The 25,348-nt window shown below is 66.5% G+C and carries 31 protein-coding genes; 13 read left to right on the forward strand and 18 right to left on the reverse strand.

All coding sequences use genetic code 11. The features are described 5' to 3' along the window. Window positions 1-85 precede the first annotated feature (85 nt). Window positions 86-4,003, reverse strand: coding sequence for an SCO7613 C-terminal domain-containing membrane protein (locus VIM54_RS08155; RefSeq protein WP_331900385.1), 3,918 nt, complete (start codon window positions 4,001-4,003; stop codon window positions 86-88). 211 nt (window positions 4,004-4,214) lie between these two features. Between VIM54_RS08155 and VIM54_RS08160 the strand changes: the two genes are divergently transcribed. Together VIM54_RS08160 and VIM54_RS08165 are read left to right on the forward strand one after the other, a co-directional pair. Beyond that, window positions 4,215-4,577, forward strand: a complete 363-nt coding sequence (locus VIM54_RS08160; protein WP_331900387.1) for a hypothetical protein — start codon at window positions 4,215-4,217, stop codon at window positions 4,575-4,577. Between the two features lie 83 nt (window positions 4,578-4,660). Further along, window positions 4,661-5,026: a hypothetical protein gene (locus tag VIM54_RS08165; protein ID WP_331900389.1), complete on the forward strand. Its 366-nt coding sequence runs from the start codon at window positions 4,661-4,663 to the stop codon at window positions 5,024-5,026. A gap of 38 nt (window positions 5,027-5,064) precedes the next feature. Here the strand turns inward: VIM54_RS08165 and VIM54_RS08170 are convergent, their stop codons facing one another. From VIM54_RS08170 to VIM54_RS08180, 3 genes are read right to left on the reverse strand one after another with little or no spacing between them, the layout of a single operon-like run. Next, entirely contained in the window at window positions 5,065-5,361 is a 297-nt protein-coding gene (locus tag VIM54_RS08170; protein ID WP_331900428.1) for a hypothetical protein, read from the reverse strand. Between the two features lie 17 nt (window positions 5,362-5,378). After that, on the reverse strand, window positions 5,379-6,206 hold the full coding sequence (locus VIM54_RS08175; RefSeq protein ID WP_331900390.1) for an SDR family oxidoreductase: 828 nt from the start codon (window positions 6,204-6,206) through the stop codon (window positions 5,379-5,381). Further along, window positions 6,203-6,643: a nuclear transport factor 2 family protein gene (locus tag VIM54_RS08180; RefSeq protein ID WP_331900391.1), complete on the reverse strand. Its 441-nt coding sequence runs from the start codon at window positions 6,641-6,643 to the stop codon at window positions 6,203-6,205. The genes VIM54_RS08175 and VIM54_RS08180 overlap by 4 nt, the downstream gene beginning before the upstream one ends. A gap of 60 nt (window positions 6,644-6,703) precedes the next feature. Between VIM54_RS08180 and VIM54_RS08185 the strand changes: the two genes are divergently transcribed. Further along, window positions 6,704-7,342 (forward strand): TetR family transcriptional regulator, encoded by a 639-nt coding sequence (locus VIM54_RS08185; protein ID WP_331900392.1) that lies wholly within the window; start codon window positions 6,704-6,706, stop codon window positions 7,340-7,342. Between the two features lie 50 nt (window positions 7,343-7,392). On the opposite strand, the gene VIM54_RS08190 is transcribed toward VIM54_RS08185, so the two are convergent. The 6 genes from VIM54_RS08190 to VIM54_RS08215 all read right to left on the reverse strand — a co-directional run bounded on the left by VIM54_RS08190 (window position 7,393) and on the right by VIM54_RS08215 (window position 12,725). Continuing rightward, entirely contained in the window at window positions 7,393-8,052 is a 660-nt protein-coding gene (locus VIM54_RS08190; RefSeq protein ID WP_331900393.1) for a pentapeptide repeat-containing protein, read from the reverse strand. 42 nt (window positions 8,053-8,094) lie between these two features. Next, complete coding sequence (locus tag VIM54_RS08195; protein ID WP_331900395.1) at window positions 8,095-8,895, reverse strand: hypothetical protein; 801 nt, start codon at window positions 8,893-8,895, stop codon at window positions 8,095-8,097. Between the two features lie 206 nt (window positions 8,896-9,101). Continuing rightward, a complete protein-coding gene (locus VIM54_RS08200; protein ID WP_331900397.1) occupies window positions 9,102-11,186 on the reverse strand; it encodes a S9 family peptidase in 2,085 nt (694 codons plus the stop codon). A gap of 95 nt (window positions 11,187-11,281) precedes the next feature. Continuing rightward, window positions 11,282-11,692, reverse strand: a complete 411-nt coding sequence (locus VIM54_RS08205; protein ID WP_331900399.1) for a VOC family protein — start codon at window positions 11,690-11,692, stop codon at window positions 11,282-11,284. Between the two features lie 9 nt (window positions 11,693-11,701). Continuing rightward, entirely contained in the window at window positions 11,702-12,142 is a 441-nt protein-coding gene (locus tag VIM54_RS08210; protein ID WP_331900400.1) for an AraC family transcriptional regulator, read from the reverse strand. A gap of 355 nt (window positions 12,143-12,497) precedes the next feature. Beyond that, a complete protein-coding gene (locus tag VIM54_RS08215) occupies window positions 12,498-12,725 on the reverse strand; it encodes a hypothetical protein (RefSeq protein ID WP_331900401.1) in 228 nt (75 codons plus the stop codon). A gap of 52 nt (window positions 12,726-12,777) precedes the next feature. Between VIM54_RS08215 and VIM54_RS08220 the strand changes: the two genes are divergently transcribed. Next, the gene (locus VIM54_RS08220) at window positions 12,778-13,347 is read left to right on the forward strand and encodes a cysteine hydrolase family protein (protein WP_331900402.1); all 570 of its coding nucleotides are present in this window, start codon (window positions 12,778-12,780) and stop codon (window positions 13,345-13,347) included. A gap of 104 nt (window positions 13,348-13,451) precedes the next feature. Then, window positions 13,452-13,778: a hypothetical protein gene (locus VIM54_RS08225; protein WP_331900404.1), complete on the forward strand. Its 327-nt coding sequence runs from the start codon at window positions 13,452-13,454 to the stop codon at window positions 13,776-13,778. Here the strand turns inward: VIM54_RS08225 and VIM54_RS08230 are convergent. Both VIM54_RS08230 and VIM54_RS08235 read right to left on the reverse strand, forming a co-directional pair. After that, a complete protein-coding gene (locus tag VIM54_RS08230) occupies window positions 13,775-14,044 on the reverse strand; it encodes a hypothetical protein (protein WP_331900405.1) in 270 nt (89 codons plus the stop codon). The two genes, VIM54_RS08225 and VIM54_RS08230, sit on opposite strands and share 4 nt — an antisense overlap. 75 nt (window positions 14,045-14,119) lie before the next feature. Next, window positions 14,120-14,563, reverse strand: coding sequence for a VOC family protein (locus tag VIM54_RS08235; RefSeq protein ID WP_331900406.1), 444 nt, complete (start codon window positions 14,561-14,563; stop codon window positions 14,120-14,122). A 182-nt stretch (window positions 14,564-14,745) separates the two neighbouring features. On the opposite strand from VIM54_RS08235, the gene VIM54_RS08240 reads away from it, so the two are divergent. Further along, window positions 14,746-15,528, forward strand: a complete 783-nt coding sequence (locus VIM54_RS08240) for an SDR family oxidoreductase (protein ID WP_331900408.1) — start codon at window positions 14,746-14,748, stop codon at window positions 15,526-15,528. A 27-nt stretch (window positions 15,529-15,555) separates the two neighbouring features. Here the strand turns inward: VIM54_RS08240 and VIM54_RS08245 are convergent, their stop codons facing one another. After that, the gene (locus tag VIM54_RS08245) at window positions 15,556-16,008 is read right to left on the reverse strand and encodes a hypothetical protein (protein ID WP_331900409.1); all 453 of its coding nucleotides are present in this window, start codon (window positions 16,006-16,008) and stop codon (window positions 15,556-15,558) included. A gap of 132 nt (window positions 16,009-16,140) precedes the next feature. On the opposite strand from VIM54_RS08245, the gene VIM54_RS08250 reads away from it, so the two are divergent. The 3 genes from VIM54_RS08250 to VIM54_RS08260 are packed head-to-tail and all read left to right on the forward strand — an operon-like array spanning window position 16,141 to window position 17,459. Further along, window positions 16,141-16,782 carry a hypothetical protein gene (locus tag VIM54_RS08250; protein WP_331900411.1) on the forward strand — a complete coding sequence of 214 codons (642 nt, stop codon included), beginning with the start codon at window positions 16,141-16,143 and terminating at the stop codon, window positions 16,780-16,782. A gap of 40 nt (window positions 16,783-16,822) precedes the next feature. Beyond that, window positions 16,823-17,131 carry a RidA family protein gene (locus VIM54_RS08255; RefSeq protein WP_331900413.1) on the forward strand — a complete coding sequence of 103 codons (309 nt, stop codon included), beginning with the start codon at window positions 16,823-16,825 and terminating at the stop codon, window positions 17,129-17,131. A 25-nt stretch (window positions 17,132-17,156) separates the two neighbouring features. Next, window positions 17,157-17,459 carry an antibiotic biosynthesis monooxygenase gene (locus VIM54_RS08260; RefSeq protein WP_331900414.1) on the forward strand — a complete coding sequence of 101 codons (303 nt, stop codon included), beginning with the start codon at window positions 17,157-17,159 and terminating at the stop codon, window positions 17,457-17,459. Window positions 17,460-17,530: 71 nt separating this feature from the next. On the opposite strand, the gene VIM54_RS08265 is transcribed toward VIM54_RS08260, so the two are convergent. Then, complete coding sequence (locus VIM54_RS08265) at window positions 17,531-17,980, reverse strand: DUF6176 family protein (RefSeq protein WP_331900415.1); 450 nt, start codon at window positions 17,978-17,980, stop codon at window positions 17,531-17,533. An 80-nt stretch (window positions 17,981-18,060) separates the two neighbouring features. On the opposite strand from VIM54_RS08265, the gene VIM54_RS08270 reads away from it, so the two are divergent. Then, on the forward strand, window positions 18,061-18,705 hold the full coding sequence (locus VIM54_RS08270) for a class I SAM-dependent methyltransferase (protein WP_331900416.1): 645 nt from the start codon (window positions 18,061-18,063) through the stop codon (window positions 18,703-18,705). 59 nt (window positions 18,706-18,764) lie between these two features. On the opposite strand, the gene VIM54_RS08275 is transcribed toward VIM54_RS08270, so the two are convergent. Continuing rightward, a complete protein-coding gene (locus VIM54_RS08275; protein WP_331900417.1) occupies window positions 18,765-19,271 on the reverse strand; it encodes a MarR family winged helix-turn-helix transcriptional regulator in 507 nt (168 codons plus the stop codon). After that, the gene (locus VIM54_RS08280; RefSeq protein WP_331900419.1) at window positions 19,264-19,692 is read right to left on the reverse strand and encodes a polyketide cyclase; all 429 of its coding nucleotides are present in this window, start codon (window positions 19,690-19,692) and stop codon (window positions 19,264-19,266) included. Before VIM54_RS08280 ends, VIM54_RS08275 begins: the two co-directional genes overlap by 8 nt. Before the next feature lie 115 nt (window positions 19,693-19,807). On the opposite strand from VIM54_RS08280, the gene VIM54_RS08285 reads away from it, so the two are divergent. After that, entirely contained in the window at window positions 19,808-20,149 is a 342-nt protein-coding gene (locus tag VIM54_RS08285; RefSeq protein WP_331900420.1) for a ribonuclease E inhibitor RraB, read from the forward strand. Window positions 20,150-20,314: 165 nt separating this feature from the next. On the opposite strand, the gene VIM54_RS08290 is transcribed toward VIM54_RS08285, so the two are convergent. After that, complete coding sequence (locus VIM54_RS08290; RefSeq protein WP_331900422.1) at window positions 20,315-21,367, reverse strand: S66 peptidase family protein; 1,053 nt, start codon at window positions 21,365-21,367, stop codon at window positions 20,315-20,317. Between the two features lie 359 nt (window positions 21,368-21,726). Here VIM54_RS08290 and VIM54_RS08295 point away from each other — a divergent pair, with 359 nt between their 5' ends. Together VIM54_RS08295 and VIM54_RS08300 are read left to right on the forward strand one after the other, a co-directional pair. Then, entirely contained in the window at window positions 21,727-22,182 is a 456-nt protein-coding gene (locus VIM54_RS08295) for a helix-turn-helix domain-containing protein (RefSeq protein ID WP_331900430.1), read from the forward strand. Next, window positions 22,175-23,461 carry an MFS transporter gene (locus tag VIM54_RS08300; RefSeq protein WP_331900423.1) on the forward strand — a complete coding sequence of 429 codons (1,287 nt, stop codon included), beginning with the start codon at window positions 22,175-22,177 and terminating at the stop codon, window positions 23,459-23,461. Before VIM54_RS08295 ends, VIM54_RS08300 begins: the two co-directional genes overlap by 8 nt. Before the next feature lie 50 nt (window positions 23,462-23,511). Here VIM54_RS08300 and VIM54_RS08305 read toward each other — a convergent pair. After that, a partial coding sequence (locus VIM54_RS08305) for an amino acid transporter (RefSeq protein WP_331900425.1) occupies window positions 23,512-25,348 on the reverse strand: 1,837 nt, incomplete at its 5' end.

The raw sequence follows: 25,348 nt of genomic DNA on the forward strand, positions 1-25,348 counted from the left end.
TGAGTCGGGTAGTGGCCTCTCGGGTGAGATTATTTCGACACTAGTCCCCCCTTTAGAGGACAGACAGCCCCCCTTCCGGGGGGTACTACCGCAGGGACCGGATGCGCGTCGCGAGCGTCGCAAGACCGCGCATGCTCTTCTCGAAGCGGGCGCTGAGGACCACGATGATCACGCCGCCGACGGCGAGCCACAGCCACCACTCCACCGACTCGTAGACGAGCCGGATCTGCGGGGAGAAGGTGGCAATCGCGTGCGCAAACGCCACCGCGGCACCGATCAGGAACGGCGCCTGCAGCCGCCAGCCGACTCCCGCGATCACGACGGCAACGCTCGCGACACCGAGGCCGACGAGGCGCCAGAGCGGGGCATCCACCGCCGTCGCGAGCAGGGACGGAACGAGAAGCACGGTGATCCCCGGGGCGAGCCATGCCCAGCTCCGGGCCGAGGGGGTGCGGGCGAGCACCAGGGCCCCGGAGGCGAGCAGGGCGAGGGCCACCGGTACCGAGGCGAGCTCGATCGAGTCGAGCGCGCCGGATGCCACCCCGCCGATTCCGGCGACCGTCGCGTAGGCGATGGCGAGCCAGCCCACCGCTCGGCTGAACGGCGAGCGGTCGACGAGGAAGGCGATCACGTGCACGGCGGAGAAGAGCAGCACGAGGCTCAGCGCTCGCAGCGGCCCCAGGAGGTCGGCAGAGAACACCGAGAGCTCGATGAGCAGGGCGGAGGTCATCGCGATGATTCCGAGAACCTGGCTGGCGACCGAGCGAATCGCGTCGTGGGCGTCCCCGCGCAACCTCGCCTGCCCGAATGCCGCGGCGACGAGCAGGATCATTCCGCCGACTAGCCAGGCGTCGAGGATCGCCCCCGCGCTGCCCGGCTCGAGGGCGACGGCAATCGAGCGTCCGGCCGTCACGACGATGACGCCGATCGCGCCGGCTAGCGCGGCGGCATCGAGGTAGGGGCGGATGGCGGCCTCTCCGAGGACCACGCTTCCGACCAGGAGAAGGGCGGCCGACAGGATTCCCACCACCAGCGCGCGGGCCAGGCTGCCGGTCGCCGATTCCAGCCCCAGCGGCAGGATGGCGACGAGCAGGCCGCCGAGCGCGATGAGCGGCGCGGACCGGCTCGGGGTGCCGTGTGGCTCGCGAGGTTCGGCCCGCCAGACGAGCAGCGCGATGAGCAGCAGCGCGCCGGCCAGGGGCAGCACGTAGGGTTCGAGGCCGAGCACCTTGTCGTCTGACAGGTGCCACCATAGCCCGCCGGTGGCGAGCCCCAGCGCCACCCAGCCCACCTGGCGGCGGGGAGACTTCGAGGCGAACAGGCCGTCGCGTCCGATCGCGAGCATCAGGGCGGCAACCGCGGCGAGCACGAGCACGAGCCAGCCGGATTCATCGCGCTCGAGGATGGCCCTCGCGAGGGCCGGCAATCCAACGAGACCGATTCCCACCTCGCGCGGCCAGCGTGCGCTTCCCGGGCGAATCATGGCCACGGCGAGGCCCCCCGCACTTGCGAGCAAAGCGGAGGTGACCGGCACCACCGCGAGGGCGAACTCCGGCAGGTGGAGCATGCGGGCGAACGAGTCGACCACGAGCAGCAGGGCCGGGCCGAGGGCGATCGATGCGATGATCCGCTCGGTGCGCAGCGCCGTCCGGGTCGGCACGGCGACCCAGGCGACGAGCACCGCGAAGAGCAGAGTGTTCACCACTAGCCCCGTGGCCGGTTCGGGCAGGAGCAGTCCCCGCTCGCCACCCGGCGCGGCGAACGCGACACGGGCGATCGTGGCGGAGCCGCCAGCCGCCGCGATCGACATCCAGAACACTGTGCGCCGGTCGGCCGCGGAGACGAGTCGTCCGCGGCCGAACGTGGCGAGGGCGAGAAGCACGATCGCGGCGATCTCGACGGCCCGGCTCAGGTTGAGCAGATCCACGGCGGGGGAGGGCCTGCCGCCGAGGGCGAGCTGCCTCGCGAGCGCGGCGGAGCCGATGAGGGCGACGCCGACGGCCGTGCCGAGCAGGGCCGCGCGAACGACCGTCGCCGGGGCGGACGGCGTGCGCGGGATGCCGCGGGCCGCGAGCAGGAGCAGGACGGCCGCGATCGAGGCGGTGAGCCAGGTGCCCGTGCTCGCCCATCCCGAGAGGTAGGCGAGCACCGTGGATGACGCGAGCGCGCCGACCAGCGGGCCCCGGCCCACGAGAGCGACGAGCGGGCGGCCGGGCACGGCGACGAGCAGCGCGAGGGAGACCACGGCGAGAAGCAGCCAGCCGGCCAGCATGAGCCAGAGCACGGAGAGCAACGGCACGGCGAGCACGGCCACCGCTGCAGCGAACGACGCGAGCACGGCGGCCCGCCGGCGGAGGGAGCGGCCGGCGGCCCAGAACGCGGTCGTGATCAATCCGATCGCCGCCAGGGCCAGGACGGCGAGTCCCAGGTTGCGGTCGAGCCGAGAGATCTCGGCCGTTGGCTGCACCGTCCATACCCTAAGCAGGGAGGTGGCCACGGGCACGATCGTCCCGATCGCCGCGTAGTAGACGGGCACGAGCCCGGTGATCGCCGCGATCACCGCGGCGGCGATGGCGGCCGTGCGGGCATGGAGGGCGAGGGCGACCGGGCCGCGTCGGGAGACCAGCTCGAACAGCAGAGCGACCGTGACGGCGGCGACGGCCGGCGCGATCACGGCCACTCGATCGTCGACGCCGCGGATCACCGTCGATCCGACGACAGAGGCGGCGAATACTCCGCCGAGCACCGCAAAGACCGCCCCGAATGCCTTCGAGCCAGGTCGCACGGGTGTGGCCAGGTCCAGGGTCGCGACATGCAGAAGGGCGATCACCGCGAGGGCCGCGATGGCGAACGCGCTCGTCCACGCGCCGGCGCCCGGCAGCGCGAAACTCGCGGCGAACGCGGCCATGAGGGCGAGGGACGCGCTCGACAGCAGGATGACCCGCTCCGGGGTGCCCGCGAATCCGCGTCTCGTCGGCGTGCCTGGGCGTCCGGCCGCGACGTGGACGAGGCCGGCCACCGCCACCGCGCCGAGGGCGAAAACCGTCCTGGTGGCGTCATCCGCCCGCTCGCCGAGACCCGCGACGAGCAACCCGGCTCCTGGCGCGATCGCGGCGAATCCGACCACGCTGGCGGTTCGGAGCCCGGACAGCCGGTTCCAGCCGACGAACAGCACGGCGGTGGAGACCAGGGCCACGCCCCAATAGAGTTCGCTGCTGCTGCTGCTGCTGCTGCTGCTGCTGCTGCTGGCGCCGAGGCCGAAGAAGTCGTTTGCGCGCAGGGCGTAGACGTCCAGGTAGGTGAGCACGGTCGCGAGCACCGCGATCCCCTCCGCCGTGGCCGTGAGGTCCCGCCGACGAAGCAGGGACGCGACGGCGAACGCCGCGACGGTGATCGCGCCGATGATGAGCGACCGGCCGAGGATACCGAAGTTGATGAACGCGTAGACGAGGAAGAAGATGGCGGCCACCGAGAGCAGAGAGATGCCCACGACGAGCAGGATCACCTGCACGCTGGAGCGCCGCGGCGCCGCCGGAAAGGTGGGCGATTCCGCGGCAGGCGACGCGGGAGGCACGAGCGCCCCGGGAGGTGCCGACGCCCCGGGAGGCGCGAGCGCCCCGGGAGGTGCCGACGCCCCGGGAGGCACGGACGCCCCGGGAGGCGCGGTCAGCCCGGGAGGCGCGGTCTCTCCGAGCGACTCACGGACGGGCACGGCTTCGGGGGTGGGCGACGACAGCACGGGCGTGGCCGCGGCGAAGGCGGCCGCCGTTGACCGGCGCGCCGCGAGGGCCTGCGCCGTCTCGAAGCGGATGTGGCCGATGATGTCGAGCCGGCGGTCGAGCAGGGCGGCGGCGTGTGCCGAGGTGGCCGCCAGGTCTGCGGATGCGGGGTTGCCGAGGTCGAGACCGCATTCGCGGCACACCTCGCCGCGGAGTTGGCTGAAGCATGCCGGGCAGGAGGTCGGCGAGGTGAGGTCGCCCGGGTTGCGTGGAAAGGCAACCATCCCGGCATACGCCCTGAAATCGGTCTCTGATTCGGCCATTGCTCTCGTGCCCCTCTGAACGGTCGTGCGCTCAGGTTAGCGGCAGTCCGAGCGGGCATATCCTCGCACCGCTCAACTTGTGAAGAATTCCTCGGTTAGTCCGGACGGCCAGCGGTCCATGTTCCGCACCGCGGAGGCGATGATGCCGGCCGGCCGCGCGTGGAGGTTGGGCATGCTCCTGCTCGACCGCAGCGGAAACCTCTTCGCGACGGGATCCGTCACTCGCGCGGTGGAGCCGGGTCGAGTCACGAACCAGTCTCCCGCCGCCGAGGTGCGCCGTGCCGCCAGGCGCACGGCAGCTCGAGGCCCGTTTGCCCGAGGCCCGTTCGCTCGGGGCCCGTTTGCTCGAGGTGACGTGGTCAACTTCGGGTTCGCCCCCTCCATCGACGCGGAGAGCCTGCGCGCGGGATCCGGGCCGCTCTCCCTGGTCGACGACTCCGTCCTGGTGCGCTGGGGCGGGGGAGCGGATGGGCAGGGCGTTTCGACCCTGGACGCCTATCTGGCCGCCCGCGTGAGCCTCCTCACGGCCGGCTGACGGACCGTTTGCGCTCTGGGGTACAAGGGCGTCCCCCCTACTGGGGACTGGGCACGCATCGCGGGATGCGCCATCGTTAGAGGATGAGGCCCTATGCGCAGGTTCACTACCTATCCCGGCAGACGTTCGATCCCAGCGACTCGGCGGTCGCCGCGAAGGCGATCATCGACGCCGAGATGGCCCACCGGATGGACCTGGTGCACCAGCTCGCCGTGCGGCTGAGCGCGCTCGAGGCCACGATCATCGCGGTCGACACCGCCCGCCACGCCGCGATTGCGGCGGGCTGGAGCGAGGACCAACTGCTCGAGCTCGGCCTCGGCGCCGTCGAGAACTCCACCCGCTCGGCCGGGCGACGTGTGGCTCGCGCCGAACCGGAGTCCGAGTCGGAGCCCGAAGCAGAGCACGAGGCGCCGATCAGCGTCCAACTCGTGGAGGAGCTCGTCGGCTGAGGTCGACCGGCTTCCGACCGGCGCCTGGGCGGATCGATTCAGCGCTCGCGCTTCGGCATCCCGAACTCGTTGATCGGCTCGTTGTGCTCCGCCAGGGGCTGATGCGGCGCCGGGCAGGTCAACAGCGTATTCGGTGTCGAGTGATCGATGATGTGTTCGGCCATCGGCTTGCCGCAAATCGGGCACACGGCATCCCCGACCTTCTTCACAATCGCGTCGTACGGGCCAAGCGGTGGCGGACCCATCACCCCGATCAGCTTGTGGTTCAACCAGTCGACGAAATGGACGAATCCGTGCCCTCCATGGTGCTCGTCGACGCCCTTTTCCTCATTCATGGACGCCACTGTACGCCTCATTTCCCGGAAGGTGCAGGGCCTTTGGTCGCCACGTTCGAAGTGTCCATCACCACAGCAGCTTGTGCCATCCTGGCGAACGCGGGAGCGACGGGTCTGGCCAGAATGGAGAGGGCGCGGAGCGCGAAGAGGGGAACATGATCGGTGCGCGCCGACGACTCGGTCGCCGCGGTCAGGCGCGCTGCCAGTTCGTTGAAGGTGATGTCGTCGGCACCGACGATGTCGACTGTGCGGTCGCGCCACTCTTCGTCGAACACAGCTCGCACGACGGCACTCGCTACCTCCGTGACGCCGACGAAGTTGATCGGATTGTCTCCGCGACCGAAGACGCGGGCTGCGCCTCCGCTCGGCAGCTTCGCCCCGATCAGCTGCGTCCAGGTCTCGAGGAACGCGGTCGGGCGGATGATCGTCCAGTGCAGTCCGCTGCCGCGCAGGGCCTGCTCCGCCGCGAACTTCATCCGGTGCAGGCTCATCGGATGCGATGCGGACGCGCCGTAGGCCGAAACGAGAATCATGTGGTCCACGTCGGCGTCGAGGGCGGCGCGCACCAAGGAGACATTCGCATCGCGATCGATGGCGGCCGGACTGATTCCTCGCCCAGAAGCGAACCCGTGGATGGCGCTGATCACGGTGTCGCACCCGGCGACGGCCGCGGTGACGGTCGCGGCGTCGCGAATGTCTCCCACTACGGCCTCGACACCGGTTGCTCGCAGCGCCGCGGCGTGATTCGAGTCTCGGGTGAGCGCCCGCAGGGTCGCCCCGCGCGCTATCAATTTGTTGACGAGGGGCCCGCCGAGAGTTCCGGTCCCGCCGACAATGAGGATCATGGGCGCGGGACCGGTCGTGAGCCAGGAGCCGCCACTCGAGCCGCCGCCGAGTCGGCGTCGACGCTGTTGTGTTCCACGGGTTCGAGGTAGAACCGCGCGGAAGTGGCCCGGCCCTCGGCGACTGTGAAGATATTGACTCCGCGCATCAGTTGCGGCTCACCGTCGCGGCGGGTTCCTGACAGCTCCCACTCGCTCCAGACGACCGCTCCGTCGACGGCCGTGTTGAGCACCAGCGCCCGAATGTCAGGAATGCCGGCGAACAGCTGAGTCCAGTTTCGCCGTACCTGTTCGGCGCCGGTGAACCCCTGCGCCGGGTGAACTGGTGTCTCGTTGACGTAGTCATCAGCAAAGCAGTTGACGAGTGCATCCAGGTCGTGGGCATTGGTCGCGGCGGCGAGCCTCGTCACGAAGGACGCGGGATCGGTTGCTTCATCCATCGCGCACTCTCAATTCGATCAGGTTGGCTATAATGAATACCGTAACATAGAATGAAATGCGTGGATAGACCGAAGAGCACCCGAATTTACGACTCGCGTAGCCGGCAAGTGCAGGCGCGCAACAATCGCGAGGCGATTCTTGACGCGGCCCGCCAACGCTTTCTTGCCGACGGCTATGCCTCAACCACGATTGCGTCGATCGCCGCGGCCGCGGTACTGTCAGCGGATACCGTGCACAAGGCCTTCGGCGGCAAGCCGGGTTTGGTACGGGCGATCTACGATCGGAGTCTGGCCGGCGAGGGGCCCGTCGCCGCGGAAGAGCGGTCGAACATCCTACAGAGTGCCGAACTGGACCCCCGCGCCCTCGTGCGGGGATGGGGAGTTCTTACCTCCGAGGTGGCGCCCCTGGTTGCACCGATTCACCTGCTGGTTCGCGACGCGGCAATTGCCGACCCGGAGATGGCGACTCTCCTGCGGCAGAGCGATGCACAACGCCGCCAACGCATGCGCCACAACGCGCGAACACTCGCCGACCGTGATCTTCTGAGGAAAGGGATCTCGCTCGACCAGGCCACCGACGTGCTGTGGACCTACAGCTCGCCCGAACTCTACGAGCTGCTCGTCGTGCGCTGCGGATGGGATCCGGTGCGGTTCGGCCAATTCATCGGTGATTCCATTGCCTCGGCGCTGGTGGACTGAACTGCTCGTCGGCGGGATCGGACGGCACGCTTTCGTGCCCAGCCTGTCAACTATCCTTCGATCTTGATGCCGAAGTGCCGGGCGAACACGGTGGCCAGATCCGACACCTGGTAAGGGTTCACGGTGGCCCCGCGCAGCCCCTCAATGCCCGTGAGCCCGCGCAGTTCTGCGCCGCGCAGGTCCACGTGTTCGAGCTTGGCGCGGGTGACATCGAGGCTCGTGACCGTCGTGTTGACGAAGGACACCCGGTGCGCCGCCGCTCCGCCGAGGTCGAGTTCGTCGATGGTGCAGTCGGTGAAGAGAACGTCGCGCAGCTCCGCGCCGCGCAGGTTCACGAAGCCGAGCTTGCAGTTGCTGATGTGCACCGACTGCCAGCTTGCGTCGTAGAACTCGGCCGAGCCGATTCGGGAGCCCTGCAGCGCTACATCACGAAAGCGCGACCGCGGGGCCGCGAGAATCGGCGCGTCGAGACGCTCGATCCTGGTCTCGACGAAACTCGCGGATCGCAGGTCGCAGCCGTTCGCCGAAAGGTCCAGGAACTCGCATTCGCTGAACGACGCCGCGGCGAGGTCCCGCCCGCTCAGGTCCGCGGAAACGAACCGCAGTCCGTCGTAGCTTTCGCGGGCCTCGAGCGTCTCGGGGTCGCCCTCAACGAGGTCGACGAGGAGGATGCTGTCGATCTTGGGGGACACGGTCGTGAGCTTTGCCATGGTCCAAGCATGCCGTGTGCGCGGCCGCGGGGGCGCCCGCCATTAGGCCGTGGGTTCGACGTCGACCCGGGAGGAGACTGCTCGGCCGGGGAATGACAAGGCGGTCACGAGTGCGAGGATCACGAGCAGGAACAGGAGGCTCGTGCCGGTGGTGCCGAGTCCGAGGCCGCCATCCTTGGCGCTCTGGGAGAGCAGGTCCCCGGTGGATGCCCCGAGGGGTCGGGTGAGCACGTAGGCGATCCAAAACGCGAGCACGGCGTTCAGGTGGAACGCGAAATACGCCACGGTCACGATCGCGATCGCGACCGCGAAAACGACGAGGGACAGCAGGTAGCCGAGGTCGAGGCTTTCGGCGACGAGGTCGCCCGCGGCCGTGCCGAGGGCGAAGGTGAACAGCACGGCGAGCCAGTAGAAGGTCTCGCGCCGGGTCGTGAAGATCGAGTGGATCGACAGCGTCTTCTCCACGGCGAACCACGCGACGAAGGTGACGGCGAGCGCCGCGGCGAACACCGCGGTGGTCAGCCAGAGAGGCACCCCGAAGTTGTCCACGAGGTTGTCGGTGATGAGGGTTCCCACGATGCTGATCAATACCACGGCGGTCCAGTACACCGCCGGCACGTATCGCTCCGACCGAAACTGCGCCACGAGCATGAACGCGAGCAGGGTGGCCATGATCACTGTGGTGATCGTGAGGCCGAGATTGAGGTTGACGCCAAGAAAATCGGCGGCCGTCTCGCCGACCGTGGTGGCGAGTACCTTGACGATCCAGAAGATTGCGGCGACCTGCGGCACCTTGTTGAGCATCCTGCGGATGTCGGGGGATTCGTGGTGTGTCGAAGTCATGCCAGAACGCTCCTAAGTAGGGGTGTGAGGTCCAACAAGCCAAACAGCGCAGCGGAAAGAATTCGCGGAGAATGAGCGGGCCGAGACGCGCGAGTTGCCAGCGGGCGTGACGGGTGTAGCAACGAGACACGACATTTGACCAGATTGTTGAGGGCGTCGGTAAGGTCATCGATGCCGGCGATTCGCCGAGCGGGCGCGCCGCGTCGTCAGGCGAGCAGCTCTGGCCGCTTCCATTCCTGCCCGTGCACGTGCTGGTCGAGGAACGCGAACACGGTCTCGTACCAGACCACCGCGTGCTGGGCCCCCAGAACCCAGTGGTTCTCATCGGGGAAGTAGAGGAACTTGTGCCGCGTCGAGCCGTCCGGCTCGGCGTGGTGCTCAGCCAGCTCCGACCACAGCCGCAGGCTCTCGCCGATCGGCACGCGGTAGTCGTGGCCGCCATGGATCACGAGCATCGGCGTCACGATGTCGCGAACGGCGTGGTGCGGCGAGCTGTCGATCATGCCCTGCGGCGAGAAGATGCTCTGCCAGTACCAGGAGTTGTCGGTCGTGCCGTTGAACTGGTCGAGCGCCCAGAGGCTGGCGTGGCTCACGATCGCCCGGAACCTGTCCGTGTGGCCGGCGACCCAGTTGGCCATGTACCCGCCGAACGAGCCGCCCATCGCCGCCGTCTTCGACTCGTCGATGTCTGCGCGGGCCTCCGCGGCATCCGTGATCGAGAGCAGGTCCGTGTACGGCCTGGCGCCCCAGGCGTTCCAGCCGCGCGCGATGAAGTCGAGGCCGTAGCCGGTCGAGAGCGCGGGGTCCGGCAGCAGCACGGCATACCCGCGAGCCACCGCGAGGGCCGGGTTCCAGCGCCAGCTCCAGGCGTTCCAGCTGTTGAGCGGGCCGCCGTGGATCCAGAGCAGCAGCGGCGCCGGATGCTCGGCCGAGGCCCCATCGGGCAGCAGCAGCCACCCGCGCACGCGCGCTCCATCCTCGGCCAGCGTCTCCACCTCGGTGATCGAGCCGGGCACCTCCGGAAGCGTCGCCGGAGTCGTCAGGGTCACGATTGCTCCGTCGCGGCAGATCCGCACCGGATGCGGCGGGGTCACCCACGATGAGCGGAGGGCCACGAGGTCGCCGGTGGCGGTGTCGACGGCGACGTTGGTGTAGCTGAAGTCGTCGGTGGTGAGCCGGGTCGGGGCGCCGCCGTCGAGCGGGACGCGGAAGACCGGGCCGCGGCCGTCGTGGTCGGCGGTGACGATGAGGGCCCGGTCGTCGGCGTCGAAGACGAGGCTCGACGGCCAGCGATCCCAGCCATCCGCGATGCGCGTGGCGTTGCCGCCGTCGATGTCGGCGACCCAGAGTTCCTGGTCTGCCGGGCCGCTCGGCGTGCTGAATTCGGCGCGCACGAACGCGATCCGGCGCCCGTCGTGACTGACCGCCGGCACCTCGAAGTCCACGCTCTCGACGTCGAAGAGCGTCGTGCGCCGCCCGGTCTCGACGTCGATCGACACGATCACGAATCGGCCGGAGCGCTGCTCCGGCCGTCGCAGGGACGCGATCAGGGTTCGGCCGTCCGGCGTGAGCGCCTGGCCTGCGGTGTCGGCCGAGCGGCCAGGCTTCGGGGTGAGGTCGCGAGGGCGAGGGAGGTGGGGCGGGTAGGGCGTCGGGGCGCCGGCGTCCGGGGCGGGTCGTGCGGGGGTGAGCGTCTCGGTGAGGTCCGATAGGTCGAGAGAGAGCAGGTGCGGCTCGGCCGGCCCGAGATCGTGGTCCCAGTACCGCACGGGGTAGCTCTCGTGCAGTATCGCGGCCACCTTCTTGTCCTTGCGCTTCTTTCGCGCCTCGGCGTCCGCCTCGAGCCCGTCGGCGCTGGACACCAGGTCGGCGGCGATCACGATCGAGTTCGATTCGGTCGCGACGGCCGCGATCCCGGACACCCCGCCGGCCAGCCGGGTCACGGCGCGGGCCTCGCCACCCACGGCCGGCAGCACCCACAGTTGGGCGGCCTCGGTGTCCTTCTCGGCCGACGCATCCGGCCGGCCGGAGACGAACAGGATGTCGCCGGATGCCGTGAATGAGACCCCGGATTCGCCCTTCGCCGAGCGGGTCAGCCGCGTCGGCACCCCCGATCCGTCCGCCGGCACGGACCACAGGGCGCGCTCGTACGACGTCGCGTCCCTGGCAAGCGTCGCGACCGTCAGAACGACTTGGTTCCCGTCCGGGGAAAGCGCAAGACCCTCCACCCGGGGCAGCGCGATGTAGTCGTCGAGCGAGCGAAACGGAAGAAGCTGAGTCTCTGATGACATGCTTCTACGCTAGCCGCGACCGTGGCGCGACCCGCGCCATCCGCAGTTCGGGCCCGCCGAGACCGGTGCGACGAAGTCTCGTTCGCCGTGGCGCCTCAAGCGGCGGGGGCCTGCGAGATGCGAACCGTGTTGCCCGACGGGTCGCGGAACGCGCAGTCCCGCGGACCCCACGCCTGGTCGATCGGCTCCTGAAGCACCTCGGCACCGGTGGCCAGCACCCTCTCGTAGGTCGCGTCGAGATCGTCGGCGCTGAAGACGATGATCGGCAGGGATCCCTTGGTGAGGAGCTCTTGCATGGCGTCGCCGTCGGCCTCCGACCGGCCGGCATGCGGTTCGGAGAGGACGATCTCGACACCGGGCTGGGTGGCGCTGCCGAGGGTGATCCAATGGAACCCGCCGGATGCCACGTCATTGCGCACCTCGAGGCCGAGCGCGTCGCGATAGAACGCGATCGACTCGATCGGGTCGTTGACAGTGATATTGCAGTAGTGGAGTGCGATGCTCATGCGGCCACCCTAGGACGACGCTGCGGCGGCCGCTTCTCGAATCCTGCTCTGTCTGGCCGGCGTCGGCCGCGTGTGCGCCTTCGCCACGCAGGCGGGCATCGCCTTCACCGCAGTGTGTTCCCGTGCGCGATACGCGCTCGGCGATTCCCCCACGAGGGCAGTGAAACGGGTGCTGAACGAACCGAGCGAGGTGCAGCCCACCGCCATGCACGCCTCGGTCACGGTCATCCCCTCGCGCAGCAGGGACATGGCCCGTTCGATGCGTCGAGTGCTGAGGTAGTTGTACGGCGTCTCGCCGTAGGCAGCCCGAAACTGCCTCGAGAAATGCGCCGGCGACATGAGCGCGCGGCGAGCCATTGTCGGAACGTCGAGCGGGCGCGCGTAGTCCCGGTCGATCAGGTCCCGCGCCCGGCGCAGGTGCGCGAGGTTGGCCAGATTCTCCGGGGTCATGACTCGAAAATAGCACTCCGCGGGGTGTGGATGGATGGGTCGAGTGGGCCCAGATCGGTGGTCGCCTTTGTAGCGTGGCTGACCAGGCTCGACCCGTGACAATCCCGAGCATTGTTCTCTTGGTCGTCGATCTTCTCGTTTCCGGGGTGATCGTCGCGTGCGCGAGGGGCCGCATCCGCGTGAACTCGTTGGCGGGAATCCGCCTTCCGAGAGTGATGGCCAGCGAGAGTGCGTGGCGCGCCGGGCACGCGGCCGCCCTGCCGGCGACCCTGATCATCCCCGTTCTCCGCCGAGGGCAGCCGTGGGGTGACGCGCGTGTCGCTGCTTCCCGCGATGTTCGGCTTCCGGCGCGGGATCAACCGACTGACGCGAAGAGCCCGCCGATGACGGTGATTACGGCAATTCCGGCGAGAATCGCCACGACCAGGATTCCGGCACGAATGATCCGGCGCCGGCTGACGGATCCGCGCTGGAAGGAGTTGCGCGAGATCCCGTCCAGATTCGGCGCCACGATGGTGAAGAAGGGATCCTGGTTCGACGCGGTCGGATCGTATGTCACCTCAGCGTGCTTCTCGTCATCCATAGGCTGATCGTACGGGTTCGTCTACCGCGGGGCCGCAGGGCAGTATCGCTCCATGGACTTCACCGAGTCGAGCCTGGCCCGTGCTGCCCTCATCGTCATCGACGTGCAACGCGGTTTCGACGACTCCGCGTGGTGGGGTCAGCGTGACAACCCGGCCTGCGAGGCGAACATCGCCGAGTTGGTGGCCACCTGGCGCGCCCGCGACCGTCCCGTCGTCTTCGTTCGGCACGATTCAACGAATCCCCGATCGCCGCTGCGGCCGGGCCAGGCGGGGCACGAGTTCAAAGACGTACTCGTGGGGCACCCCGACCTGCTCGTCGTCAAGTCCGTCAATTCCGCGTTCCACGGCACCCCGGACCTGCATGCCTGGCTTCAGTCCGAGCAGCTGGAGGGCATCGTCATCTGCGGGATCACGACCAATCACTGCTGCGAGACGACGGCCCGTGTGGGCGGAAACCTCGGCTACACGGTGCTCTTCGCGCTCGACGCGACGCACATGTTCGACCGAAAGGATCTGCAGGGCGTGTTGGTTCCGGCGTCGGAGATCGGGCGAATGACTGCCCTCAACCTCCAGGGCGAATTCGCGACCGTCGTGAGCACGCAGGACCTCGTCGTCATCTGACGTGCAGGCGACGAAGTCGCCGCGCGCCCGGTGGCTCGGTGCCATGGGTGGCTCGGTGCCATAGTATGAGGCCGATTGCACGAAACTGAGCAAAAGGCGGATTCATGAACGTGGGCCGAACCTCCATTCGCGTGCTCGCGGCATCCGGTCTCGCCGTGAGTCTCCTCCTTGCCTCCATCACCGTGATCATCGCCGCTGTCTGGCTGCCCATCGACGACGCGATGATCGGTCGTGCGGACGATGCGGGTTGGGACGAGACCATGCTGTTTCCGCATTGGGAAGTGTTGTGGCTGAGCATTGTCGGGGCGGTGATCGTGAGCTTTGTCTTGCTGGCGATCAACCTGGTCATCTGCGTCATCGCCTTCCGCGGATCCCGGGTCGATTCGGGCGATCCAACGGTGGCGCGACTCGACAGGCTGGGTGCGGTTTAGTCGCGCCAGTGCAGGTCGATGCCCTCGCGAGTCAGCGCAGATTCGATGATGCTTCTGGCGCGGTCGACCTGCGCCTCCAGCACACCCGCGTCCGTCGTCAGATCAGCCACAACGTCGTCCAGCGCTCGAACGTCGTCCGGGTCGAAGGTGCCGCGATAGTAGATCGAGAAGTCCCAGTTGCTGTCCGGCCTGCTCGTTCCCTCGGCGCGAGAGCCGCCAAGCGCAACACCGACGGCGCCGGGCAATCGGATGAGGGAGTCGGCCACGAACTTCAGGAAATCCTCATCAGTTGCCGTCCTCCAAGACTATCGGCACGACTCGCGGAGCGCTGGAGCAGGGAGTCAGCGCGCTGGAACGTCCAACGGCGACGCGAACCGAACCAGGTATCCGTCGGGGTCCTGCACCAGGAACTGGCTCAGGCCCGCCCGAGTATGGCCCGTCTGATACCACCGGGTCTCGGGGGCCATGAACAGCGGCCAGCCGGCGGATGACAGGCGCTCGACCAAGGGCGCTATGGCGGCAACCGAGATTTGGAGATTCACGCCGCGACCGAACGGCTTCTCGAGAGGGCCGGGGATCCAGTCTCGACCGATCCCGATCTGATCGAGCATGATGTGCGATGGTCCCGAGTGCAGGTAGGCGAACCCCTCCTCCGGCCGGTCATAGAGAACCTCGAAACCGCAGAGTGCGCCCCAGAAGTCGAGGCTGGCGGCGAGATCGGTCACCAGGAGTTCGGGCACGAGGCCAGGAAAGGCGGGAACGATTTCTCCCGACGCGGAGTTCATCTCCTCAGTATGAGCGGCCGCGCCAGGCGTTGAGTGCGTCGCTCCAGACCCATAGCGCGTCTGGCGCTGAACGGTCGCGATGGCGGGGGAGTGGGACGAAAGACCCTCTCGCGCCAGCGGCCCACCGGAATCATGGCAATGCCGGGCACGATGCCCAGCACCGTCTCGAAAGGTCACACTCCATGTCCCGCACCTACGTCGTCACCGGATCCGCGAGCGGCATCGGAAAGGCCACCCGAGAGCTTCTGCTCGAACGCGGTGAGCGGGTGATCGGGGTAGACATTCGGGATGCCGATGTCACCGTGGACCTGTCCACGACTGGGGGGCGCACGGCCCTCGTCGAGAAGGTCACCGAACTGAGCGGTGGGACGGTGGATGCGGTGCTTGCCATCGCCGGCCTGGCGACGCCGACGGCGAAAACCGCCGCCGTTAACTTCTTCGGAACCGTCGCGACGCTTGAGGGCCTGCGCCCCCTTCTCGCCAAGTCATCCGCACCACGCGCGGTTGCGGTGTCGTCGATGGCGTCGCTGTTCCCGCCGGATGACGCCCTGCTGGCGGCCCTGCTTGCCGGAAACGAGACGGAGGCGTTGGCCCGCGCCGCGGTGCTGGAGGAGGGCGGCCCGGAACAGGGCGGCCTGATCTACGGAACCACCAAGCGCGCTCTCGCGCTATGGATCCGCCGGCACGCCGCGACCGCCGAGTGGGCGGGGGCCTCCATCCCACTCAACGGTGTTGCACCGGGCGTGGTCGAGACGCCCATGACGGCGGACCTGATCGCCACCCCGCAGCAGCGCGAACAGCTGACCCAGATGGTGCCCATGCCGCTCAACGGAATCTTCGAGCCACGGGCGGTCGCCTACCTGCTGGCCTGGCTGTCGAGCGAGGAGAACGCCCACCTCTGCGGGCAGGTGGTGTTCATCGATGGCGGATCGGATGTGGTGATCCGCGGAGACTCCACCTGGTAGCCGAACGAGACGAGGTGCTGCGGACTCTCACTGTGCGCAGTATCGCCCCACCCAGTCGTAGAACTCCGACTTGACCTCGGGAGACACGGCCACGCGAAAGAACATGTCCGCGAACGTTCCTGCTTTGGCGTGGAACGGGATGAGAGTGCCGATCTTGTCTTCGGAGATGACGTGGGTTCCGCACCGGGACGGAACGTACTCCAGTGTCAGGGTGGTCAGTGGGGTCGACGACGTGAACGTGAGCTCGAGCATTCTCTGCTCGCCCTCGAGCGGGATCAGGAGTGTCGTTCGCGTCGTCGAGAGGAGTCGCACCGATCCCCAGGCGCCGGTTGGGGCGATCACGACGTCGAGAAGCGCGATCTCCTTGCCGTTCCGCTGCTCGAACCGAAGATGCGGGGCGGGCACGATGGTGGCGATCCGTTCGAACGCCTGCTGTCCACAATCCTGGGAGTGCAGGGTGTGGAGAGAGTCGGGCGGCACGGTTGGCGCGAGGGTCTGAGAATCCCGGCCAGGAGGCGAATCGACCGGCTGGACGGGCGCCTCATCATCGGTCTCCGCTCGGGGTTGCGTCCGCTTCTTGATGCCGCAGACGAACTAGTACACTCCAGAATTATGGTCGGTCTCCGGGTTCCCAATCGCGCGGCGTCACGACGCGCGTGGGTGCTCGGCGGTGCACTGCTCCTTGCGACGGTGGTGATCGGTGTGGCCGTGCAACCCGGCACGGTATTCGTCACCGTCTCGAGCATCCTCGAGACGGTCCTCTTTTCCGCCTCGCTGCTGGTATTCGCATTCGGCATCCGCGGTCACGGCAGCCTCACGGCGCGCAGGCCGCTGGGAACCGCGGCGCTCACGGTGTTGGCGATCTGGGCGCTGCTGATGCCGCTGCTGCAGAACTTCTATTTTTCCCGCGACTACCCTCCGGTTCCGCTGCTGGGTTTCGGCTATCTTGATTCGTTCGTCCGGTTCGCCGCGGCGCTCGTGGCCGTCATCCAGATTGCCCGCGCCGGAGTCGTGCCCCGCCCGTGGAACTGGGCGCCCACCTGGGCGCTGGCGGCGATTGCCGCGCAATGGCTGACGGAGGTCGTCGCAATCGGATCCGTGCAGGATGGCCAGCTGGCGGCCGTGGGAATCCTGGGGAGTCTGGGTGCCCTTGTCCGCGTCGGCAGCGCGGTGTTCCTCGGCATCCTCGCGATCGTCCTCGCGAATCGTCCGAGCGGCTCGCAGACCGTGGCGGTGTACCCCACGTCGGACTAGCATCCGCCGCCGTGGTTAGGGCCGGTAGTCGTCTCGCCGCTTGTACAACGCGGTCGCGTTGTCGTGGTCGAACGTCTTGGCGCCGCCCGACGTGCCGGCCGACATGCCGCCGATCGTCTTCGCGATGCGCAACGTGCTCGCCGTGCTCGCCGAGGCCGGAACGGGCCCCGAGTATGCGGCCAAGCTCACGATCTATCTCGCTGTTGGAGTCGACCCCGGTGTGGCCTACGCCGCGACTCGCTCGGTGTGGGGCGATCACCGCACCGCCGTGACCGTGCTTGCCGTCACGCCGGCGCGGCCCGGCGCGCTCGTCGAGATCGAGGCCGTCGCCACGCTGCCCGATCGTTGACGCCGGGTGCTGGGAGAATCGTCGAATGGTCACCGAACACGCGCTTCTCCCCGTCATCCCCGGCAAAGAACGAGAATTCGAAGCGGCGTTCACCGAAGCGCGGGTGATCATCTCCTCCATGCCGGGCTTTCGGAGGCTGTCGCTCTCCCGATCGCTTGAGTCCCAAAGCACGTACTTGCTTCTCGTGGAGTGGGAACGCCTGGAAGACCACACGATCGGCTTCAGGGAATCCGAGCAATACCAGCAGTGGCGCGCCCTGCTCCACCGGTTCTACGACCCTTTCCCGCTTGTCGAGCATTTCGAAGAAGTGCACCCGATCGTGAGCTAGAAGCTCGTCAGTGCGCAGCGCCGTCCGTTGGCTGGAACCGCCGGTCGTGGCGCCCGACGGCAGACTCTTCCTTACCGGTGGCCGGTGTGGCCCCATGAGGTCATTGCTTCGAGGATGTGAGCCGGCGTGAGCATGAACTTGGGCTCGAGTTCTTCCCAGCCAGGCTCTTTCACCCGCCGCGAGAAGGCAGCATGGTCGGCGTCGATCTGATTCGACTCGTCAAGGCCACCACCGCCCTCACCCACGAGGCTGAGGTGGTAGATCCACGTGGATCCGTCGGCTTCCGTGTGGCGGAATGTCGCTTCGAGGACGGCCCGTTCGGCGGGGATCGCCAGAAGGCTCTCGTCATACCGATCGTTGAGCATCTGCATCCACTCCTCGAACTCGTGCTCACGCCCGTCCCGAATTCGAGCGCGGCTGAGCTCGAGTCGGAGGCCGTCTGGGACCGTTGGTGGCATGGCATAGCCCGGAAAGTCCCGCGGGGTTGGACAGAACGGGACGAACGGCTTCTCATCGGTCATGCGACCATTCTCCGCGCAAGGGCGGCACTTGTAAGGGGAACCCGAACCGCAATCGGCACATTTCCCATACGCTTCGGAGCATGACCGAACCCTCCGACGTGAGCGCCACTCGCCGGGCGTACGACGAGGTCGCCGTCGACTATGCGGTGCTCCTTCGCCACGAGTTGGCAGGCAAATCGATCGATCGGGCGATGATCTCGGCATTCAGCGAGCTCGTTCAGGCCTATGGGAACGGGATGGTTGCCGACATCGGGTGCGGCCCGGGCCGCGTGACGGCGCACCTCGATTCGCTCGGGCTGACCACGATCGGCATCGACCTCTCGCCCGGAATGATTGCCGTGGCGCGCAAGGATCACCCCACGCTCCGGTTTGAGGAGGGGACGATGGAGGCGCTCGCCCTCGAGGACGGATCACTGGGCGGCATCGTCGCCTGGTACTCGATCATCCACACCCCGCCGGAACGGCTGCCGGTTGTCTTCGCCGAGTTCGCGCGGGTGCTTGCCGCGGGCGGATACCTGCTGATTGCCTTCCAGTCGGGGGACGAGCCCCGACACATCACACGGGCGTATGGCCACGACCTTGACCTCGACGCCTACCGACTGCCAGCCAATCGCCTCACGGTTATGCTGGCCGACTCCGGACTGGCCGTGCACAGCCAGCTCCACCGGGCACCGGATGATTCGGAGAAGACTCCCCAGGCATTCCTCCTCGCACGCAAGGTTTAGTCCATCAGCCCCTCCGAGAGGGGATCGAGGACGCGGACTCGTCCCAGATTGTCGAACGTTTACTGGGCCAACGCAGCGTGCGTGCCGAGCGGCTCCGCAGTGTCAATTAGAAGCGCCAGCTCAGCAACGAAACCGGTCGTGTTCTCACGCAAGGGAGCGAAGAACGTACGGTCGGCGGCTTCGACGTCTTGGGTAGCGCGCTGGGCGTACAAGATGCCCGCCGGCGTTGCGCGCAGTGCCCGGGCGCGGCCGTCGCTCGGATGGTGATCCCGGTGGATCAGCTGTTTCGTCTCTAGTGTGCGAAGCACCTGGGAAGTCATCATGCGATCGGTTGTCGCGAACTCAGCTAGCTCCGCTTGAGTGATCGGCTCGCTGTCGTGGGCCTGCATCCACACCAGGGAGGCCAAGAGAACATATTGAACGTGGGTGAGGTCGTGCGATTTCAGCGCGGCACGCATGACGGCTTGCCATCGATTCGTCACCTGCCGTAGCGCCAAGCCCGGGCTTTCCGCATCGGATTCAAAATTGCTGCCCAGAGCCGGCTCATGCGCACTGAGTTCAGGCACGCACGCCGCTCTCCGCGCTGGTGAGCAGTTCCGCCATCGCGATGGGGAAATCGCTGCTGATCTGAGATCCAAGCTCGGGGCCGACGTCGTCGGAACCGGCACCGGTGATTTCAAGTGTGTGCGTGACCGCTGTGCCGCCGATTGCGGTGGATACAAGTTGGTGACGAAAGGTGAGCAGCAAGTCTCCAAAGGAGGTCTGGTCTGCGTAGACGACAGCCGGCTCCAGCTCCGTGATGACCGATTGCATCGGATCCTGCCCTTGAGGTGTGACCGTGACCTGGGTGCCAACCTCAAAGGGTCCGTGGAGCTCGAACTTATCCGAGGCCGGCCCGAGAGCGATTCCCGAGTGAAGTGCGCGGAGGGCTTCCCACACGTCGGTTGATTTGGCGCTGGTCTCAACGGTGTAATTTGTCGTCCACACGACAATCCTCCTAAGTAGTATGCGCACTTACTATAGTAGGAAAGTGGAATGCCCTGAAGAGGGACCGCACACGGTCGGAAGCCCTAGGATCGCTCACAAAGACACAGAGGTGGGTATGGCGGATCGCGGCAAGTCACTGGAGCAGCTGCTCTCCCTGAGCGCCGAACAGCTCGACCAACGCCTCGGCATGGACGACAACCTTTCAGCGGTTCGCGAGGTCGAACACTTTTCATACTTTGCGCGACGCAAGAACGCGGACCAGGCGCGTGAATCGCTTGCGGCGCAGGGGTTCCATGTTGAGATTGGTCGACGCGGTCTAAAGACGATCCTGATCGCCAGGCGAGATGAGGACGTTTTGCCGGCGACGGTTGAGGCGACAGTTCGAGCTGTATTCGCGATCGTGACGAATACCCGAGGCGACTACGACGGTTGGGGTGGCACCGTCGAGATAGCGTGATGCGCATCAGCGATCGCATCTGCTGAACATGCCCGCAAGCGAGACGACCAACGCGACAGATCTAGGGCCACTCCACCCAACGGCCGAGCGCGCCGATGCTTTGTCACTTGGGAACCTTCAGCGGGCGCTCCACTCCATCGTCGTGGTCGCGGGTCCCACGCGCCGTCAGTTGTAGCTTGCTGTGATTGCTTTTGCCCGACCGTCGAGCCGAATTCGTCCGCCGTACGGCACGATCCACTGCGGGCGCGTGTGGCCGAAGGGCACACCAACGCAGACCACGGCCTCTGCGTTGTAGCGAGTGACCTCGCTGATGACCGCATCGCGTTGAGCGGCGCGAAGACGCGCACGCTCTTCCGAGGGCGGGACCACCTCGCGGCTGCTCACGGGAGGCCTTGCAACGATGACGCCGACTACTGCGGCGAGGATTCCCCGCTCTCCGAGGGATCGAACCCACCGCTTCACCCACACCGCTGGCGGCACTTCCTCGCTGGATTCGAGAATCAGGATCGTCCCTTCGAGATCCTTCAGCGACGGCAGCCGGTCAGCCATCGCCAACTGGTCGACAACCTCGACGCAACCGCCCCAGGTACGACCATCGACCTCGCGTTCCGGCCCAGCCCATGTCCACTGTTCTGTGGGTTCTCTCTCGCCGAACTCGGTCAGGGCGCGCGGCAACAGCCAATCTGGGCCGAAATCCTCCGACTCTCCTGGCTCCACAATCTCAAGTTCTCCGCCGGTGAAAAGCGCGGCCCTCAGCGACGCGAGATGGACGTCATCGATCCGCGGACCCGGCCCGAGGTGGACCTGAGTCGATCCGCCGTAATATCCGACTATCCCGAGCGACCAGAGCCAGTTCAGGAGGTTGGTGTTGTCGCTGTAGCCAAGAAAGATCTTGGGGTCTGCTGCGGCAAGGCCCGCATCAAGGTGAGGGATTACGGTGATCTGATCATCACCGCCGATAGTCGCGAGGATCGCACGGATTGTCGGGTCACCAAACGCCGCATTGATGTCAGCCGCGCGATCCTCGGGCGTGGCGCCGAGCCTGCGGGTCGTGGCGTACTCCACGGGGACAAGCCCCGTCGCCGTGATGAGTCGGCGCATCGCCTGTTCGTGGACCCCCGGCGCGAATCCGGGAGCGGCGAACGAAGGCGACAGAATAGCGACCCGATCACCTGGCACGAGCTTCGGCGCGGACGAAAGCGCGTGATCCTTAGACATTTCCTCATTCAACCAGAAGGAACCGCCCGCCCAGCATGTCGATTGGCCGGACTCCTCCTGGCTCACTTGGGTGAAACAGGGACGTGGCTACGTGCTCTCGACTGGGCTGCCGCCGAGGATGCTCTTGCGAACCAGTTCGGTCGCCGACTTTCCAGGTTTCTCGTCGGCCTCCTCGAGGCGCGATTTTTTCCGTCCGACCGAAAGCGGGCCGAAGTGGGTATTCGATCTTCCGAGGATCGATTGACTTAAGTATCAACAATTGTTGACACTTAGTAGTGCGCGAAAACGAGTCAGCTACACGGCGGGACGGGTCGACCGTCGTATCGAGTGCAAGTCAGCTTCGCGCTCTGGCGAACGAGGTGCGGTTGCGCATCGTCGGGTTGCTTCGCAACCGTGTGTGGACGATGAGTGAGCTGGCAACGGAACTCAACCTCGGCAAAGGGAGCGTCAGCTATCACCTGAAGCTCCTCGAGCGCGCCGGGATAGCCCGTCAGGTGCAGGGTCGCACTGTGCGCGGCGGCCTGCAGCAAAGCTGGTCACTGACCGCGCCGGCCATCGCCGTGGAGCTCGACCACGAGAACCCCGGCGCGCGGGCCACGGTGTTGCGCACTCTCGCTTCCCAGATGGAAGGTGCCACTGATCAGCGTCTGTTCATCTCGCAGGTTCGCCTGTCCGGCGGGGCGCGGCGGTCGGCGGTTGCGATTCTCGAACAGGCATTGGAGAGCATCCGCGGTCTCGAATCCGAGACCGGCCGACTGGTCACGCTCGCATCCTTCGCCTTCTCGCAGCCAGCGCCAGGAGACACCGTTGACTAGGCAGAGCAGTCTTCCTCGTTCGTTCTGGATTCTTTGGACGGCGACGACGGCCACCAACCTCGGCGACGGCATCCGCCTCGTCGCGCTGCCACTTCTCGCCACTCAGCTCACGCGGGACGCGGGTCTTATCGCCCTCGTAACCGTATTCACTTATCTGCCCGCGCTTCTGGTCGGCCCGATAGCCGGAGTCTTCGTCGACCGTGCCCGAAAGCGCGGGCTGATCGCGGGCGCCCACATCGCCCGCGCCGCCGTTCTCGCGCTCGTCACAGTTCTGACTTGGCAAGGATCTTTGACGATACCGGCGCTGTGCGTGGCAGCGTTTCTTTACGGGGTCGGAGAAGCAGTAGGCGACCCTGCGGCGCACGCGATCTTGCCCCGGCTCGTGTCCACTTCCGACCTTGGACAAGCCAACTCGCGCCTGCAATCAGGGATGATCATGGGAGAGATGTTCGTGGGTCGGGCAGCCGGCGGCGTCCTGTTCGCCGTCGCGTCGTTCTGGCCTGTTCTTGCGAATATGCTCCTTCTCGCTGCGGCCGCCGCGATCGTCCTCGGTCTTCGAGTTGACGAACCGTCTCGTGCTCGCTCGGCCGCGAGACGCAATCGTCTCGCCGAGTTCCGACACGAACTTCTCGAGGGCCTGACTGTTGTCGTGCATTCCAGGCTCCTTGGACGCATGTCGATCCTCCTTGCCGTGTGGGCGGGAGTTTCGGGAGCGTTCTGGGGGATCGCCACGATCTACGCTCTCCGCGACCTCCACTCCGGCGCCACCGGTTACGGGGTCATGCTCGCTCTCTCCGCGCTCGGTTCCCTCGCTGGTGCCACCGTGGCCATCCGCTTCGTGCGCGCCCTTGGCGCAGCGCGCGCGACGGCAGTTGCGGTGATCATCAGCGCAGCATCCATTGCAGCTCTCGCCTTGACGACTGACTCCTGGCTCGCAGCACTCCTCCTCGCGTTCAACGGCTTTGCCGTCACCATTTGGAACGTCATGAGCGTGACCGTCCGTCAGGCCACGGTCGAGCCGGCGCTCCTCGGGCGAGTCAGCAGCATGTACCGCATCCTTGCAACCCTTGCCATGCCGCTTGGTGCCGGGCTCGCGGGGTTGCTCGCGAGCGACGTCGGAGCGACTCCGGTATTTGCGGTCGTAGCCGCGGTTCTGGCCCTGGCCGGCGCGATCATCATCCCGGGCCTGTGGCCGATCCTTGAGAAGAGCTGGCCCCGAGGGCAATCCAGCGCCGAATCCCTGGGCGGGGTAGAGGCACCGATGCGGGTGGATACCTGATTCGATTGCGCGCGGGCGCGTTTCCAATGCCTCCGCAATCCGGGGGTTGCTCAGCTCACGTGGACAGCGGGGCGGCGTTTGGGATTGTGCTCGGTTGTGCGCAGTACTTCGCGCGTAACAGGGGCAACTTCGCCGACGCCGACGATCAGGAATCGGAACATGTTCGAGAGGGGGTTGCCTTCGGTCCATTGGAAATAGATTTCGGGCACAATTCCTGTTTGATCTCGGATTTCCAGAAGCACTGCCGCAATGGTATTTGGCACGTTCGCGCTGACGACTTCGAGGACACGGTATCCATGTCTGGCGACCCCGTGCACGACCAAGTCTTCTTCGAAGTCGGAAGAGTCTGCCGGATGCACCTCCAGGAAGATGATGGGGGAGCGTTCGGGGATGTGGGCGTAGATGCGTTCATTGCGGCTCTTCTTCTGGTATTCGTCGTCAGTGTCGACGTCGGGCTCGTGGGAAATGATGCGGATGGCAGCGTGCTCTTCAGCATCTTCATTGACGAAATCGAGTGCGTTCTCGTCAAGGACGACGGAGGTTGCGCGAAGTTGGAACGAGCGGCGCACGCGGGAGACGATCGAGACTGTCAGGATGCCGAGGATGAACAACCCGGCGATGCGGACCCCGTCGGGTCGTTCGATGACGTTCACGATGGTCGTGTAGGCGAGGATGAGTGAGATCACGGCGAACCCGATAGCTTGCCAAGGTTGCCGTTTGCGACGGGCGGAGAGTGTGACGGCGACGGCGGCGGACGTCATCAGAACCAACACGCCCGTGGCGTACGCGCCGCCTTGCGCGTCGACGTTGGCGTTGAAGACGATGGTGATGACAAACGCGATTCCTGTGAAGACGAGCACGAGCGGACGGACCGCCCTGGTCCACTGGGGCGCCATGCCGTATCGGGGCAGGTACCGCGGTACCAGGTTCAACAGGCCTGCCATTGCCGAAGCGCCGGCGAACCAGAGGATGCAGATGGTACTGATGTCATACACGGTCCCGAACGCAGGCCCGAGGTATTCGTGGGCGAGGTAGGCGAGAGCGCGACCGTTGGCGGGCCCTCCCGGCTGGAACGCTTTCTGGGGGATGAGCAGGGTGGTTACCGCGCTGGTGGCAATGAGGAAGCAGCTCATGATGATTGCTGCGCTGGTCAGTAGTCGTTTTGTCCCATGGATGCGACCCGCCGGGTTTTCGTCGTTGTCGTCCGGGCGCCCGGTGACTTGCGGCATGACGGCGACGCCGGTCTCGAACCCCGACAGGCCTAGGGCAAGTTTGGGAAACACGAGCAGCGCGATACCGACCATGATCAGTGGATTCCCGTGTTGTACGGTAAGCGCACCCCACCAGTCCGTGATGACTGCGATGTGTCCGGCGATGCGGGTGGCTGCGACGATGACCACGACCAGGTTCAGCGCCAGGTATGTGACAACCAGGACCACGGCGATCCCAATGGCTTCCTTGAAACCCCGCAGAAACACCGCTCCGAGCAATGCCACAAGCACGAGTGTCACGAGGAGTTCGTTCCCGTGCAACCACGACGGGACGAAAGGGTTCTCGACCGCGTGGGCGGCGGCATCCGCGGCCGACAAGGTGATGGTGATGATGAAATCGGTGGCCGCGAACCCGAGCAGCACCAAGACGAAGAGTTTTCCGCTCCACCATGGCAGCAACCGTTCGAGCATGTGGATGGAACCTGATCCCTGGGAGCTTTCCTCTGCAACCCGGCGATAGACAGGAAGGACCCCCGCGAGGGTCAACACGACCAACACGATCGTCGCAATGGGGGACAGCAAACCGGCAGCCAGCGCCGCGATCGCCGGCTGGTACCCGAGGGTGGAGAAATAGTCCACACCGGTCAAACACATCACCCGCCACCACGAATGCGTC

The sequence above is a fragment of the Lacisediminihabitans sp. genome (assembly GCF_036569425.1).
Lineage (GTDB): Bacteria > Actinomycetota > Actinomycetes > Actinomycetales > Microbacteriaceae > Lacisediminihabitans.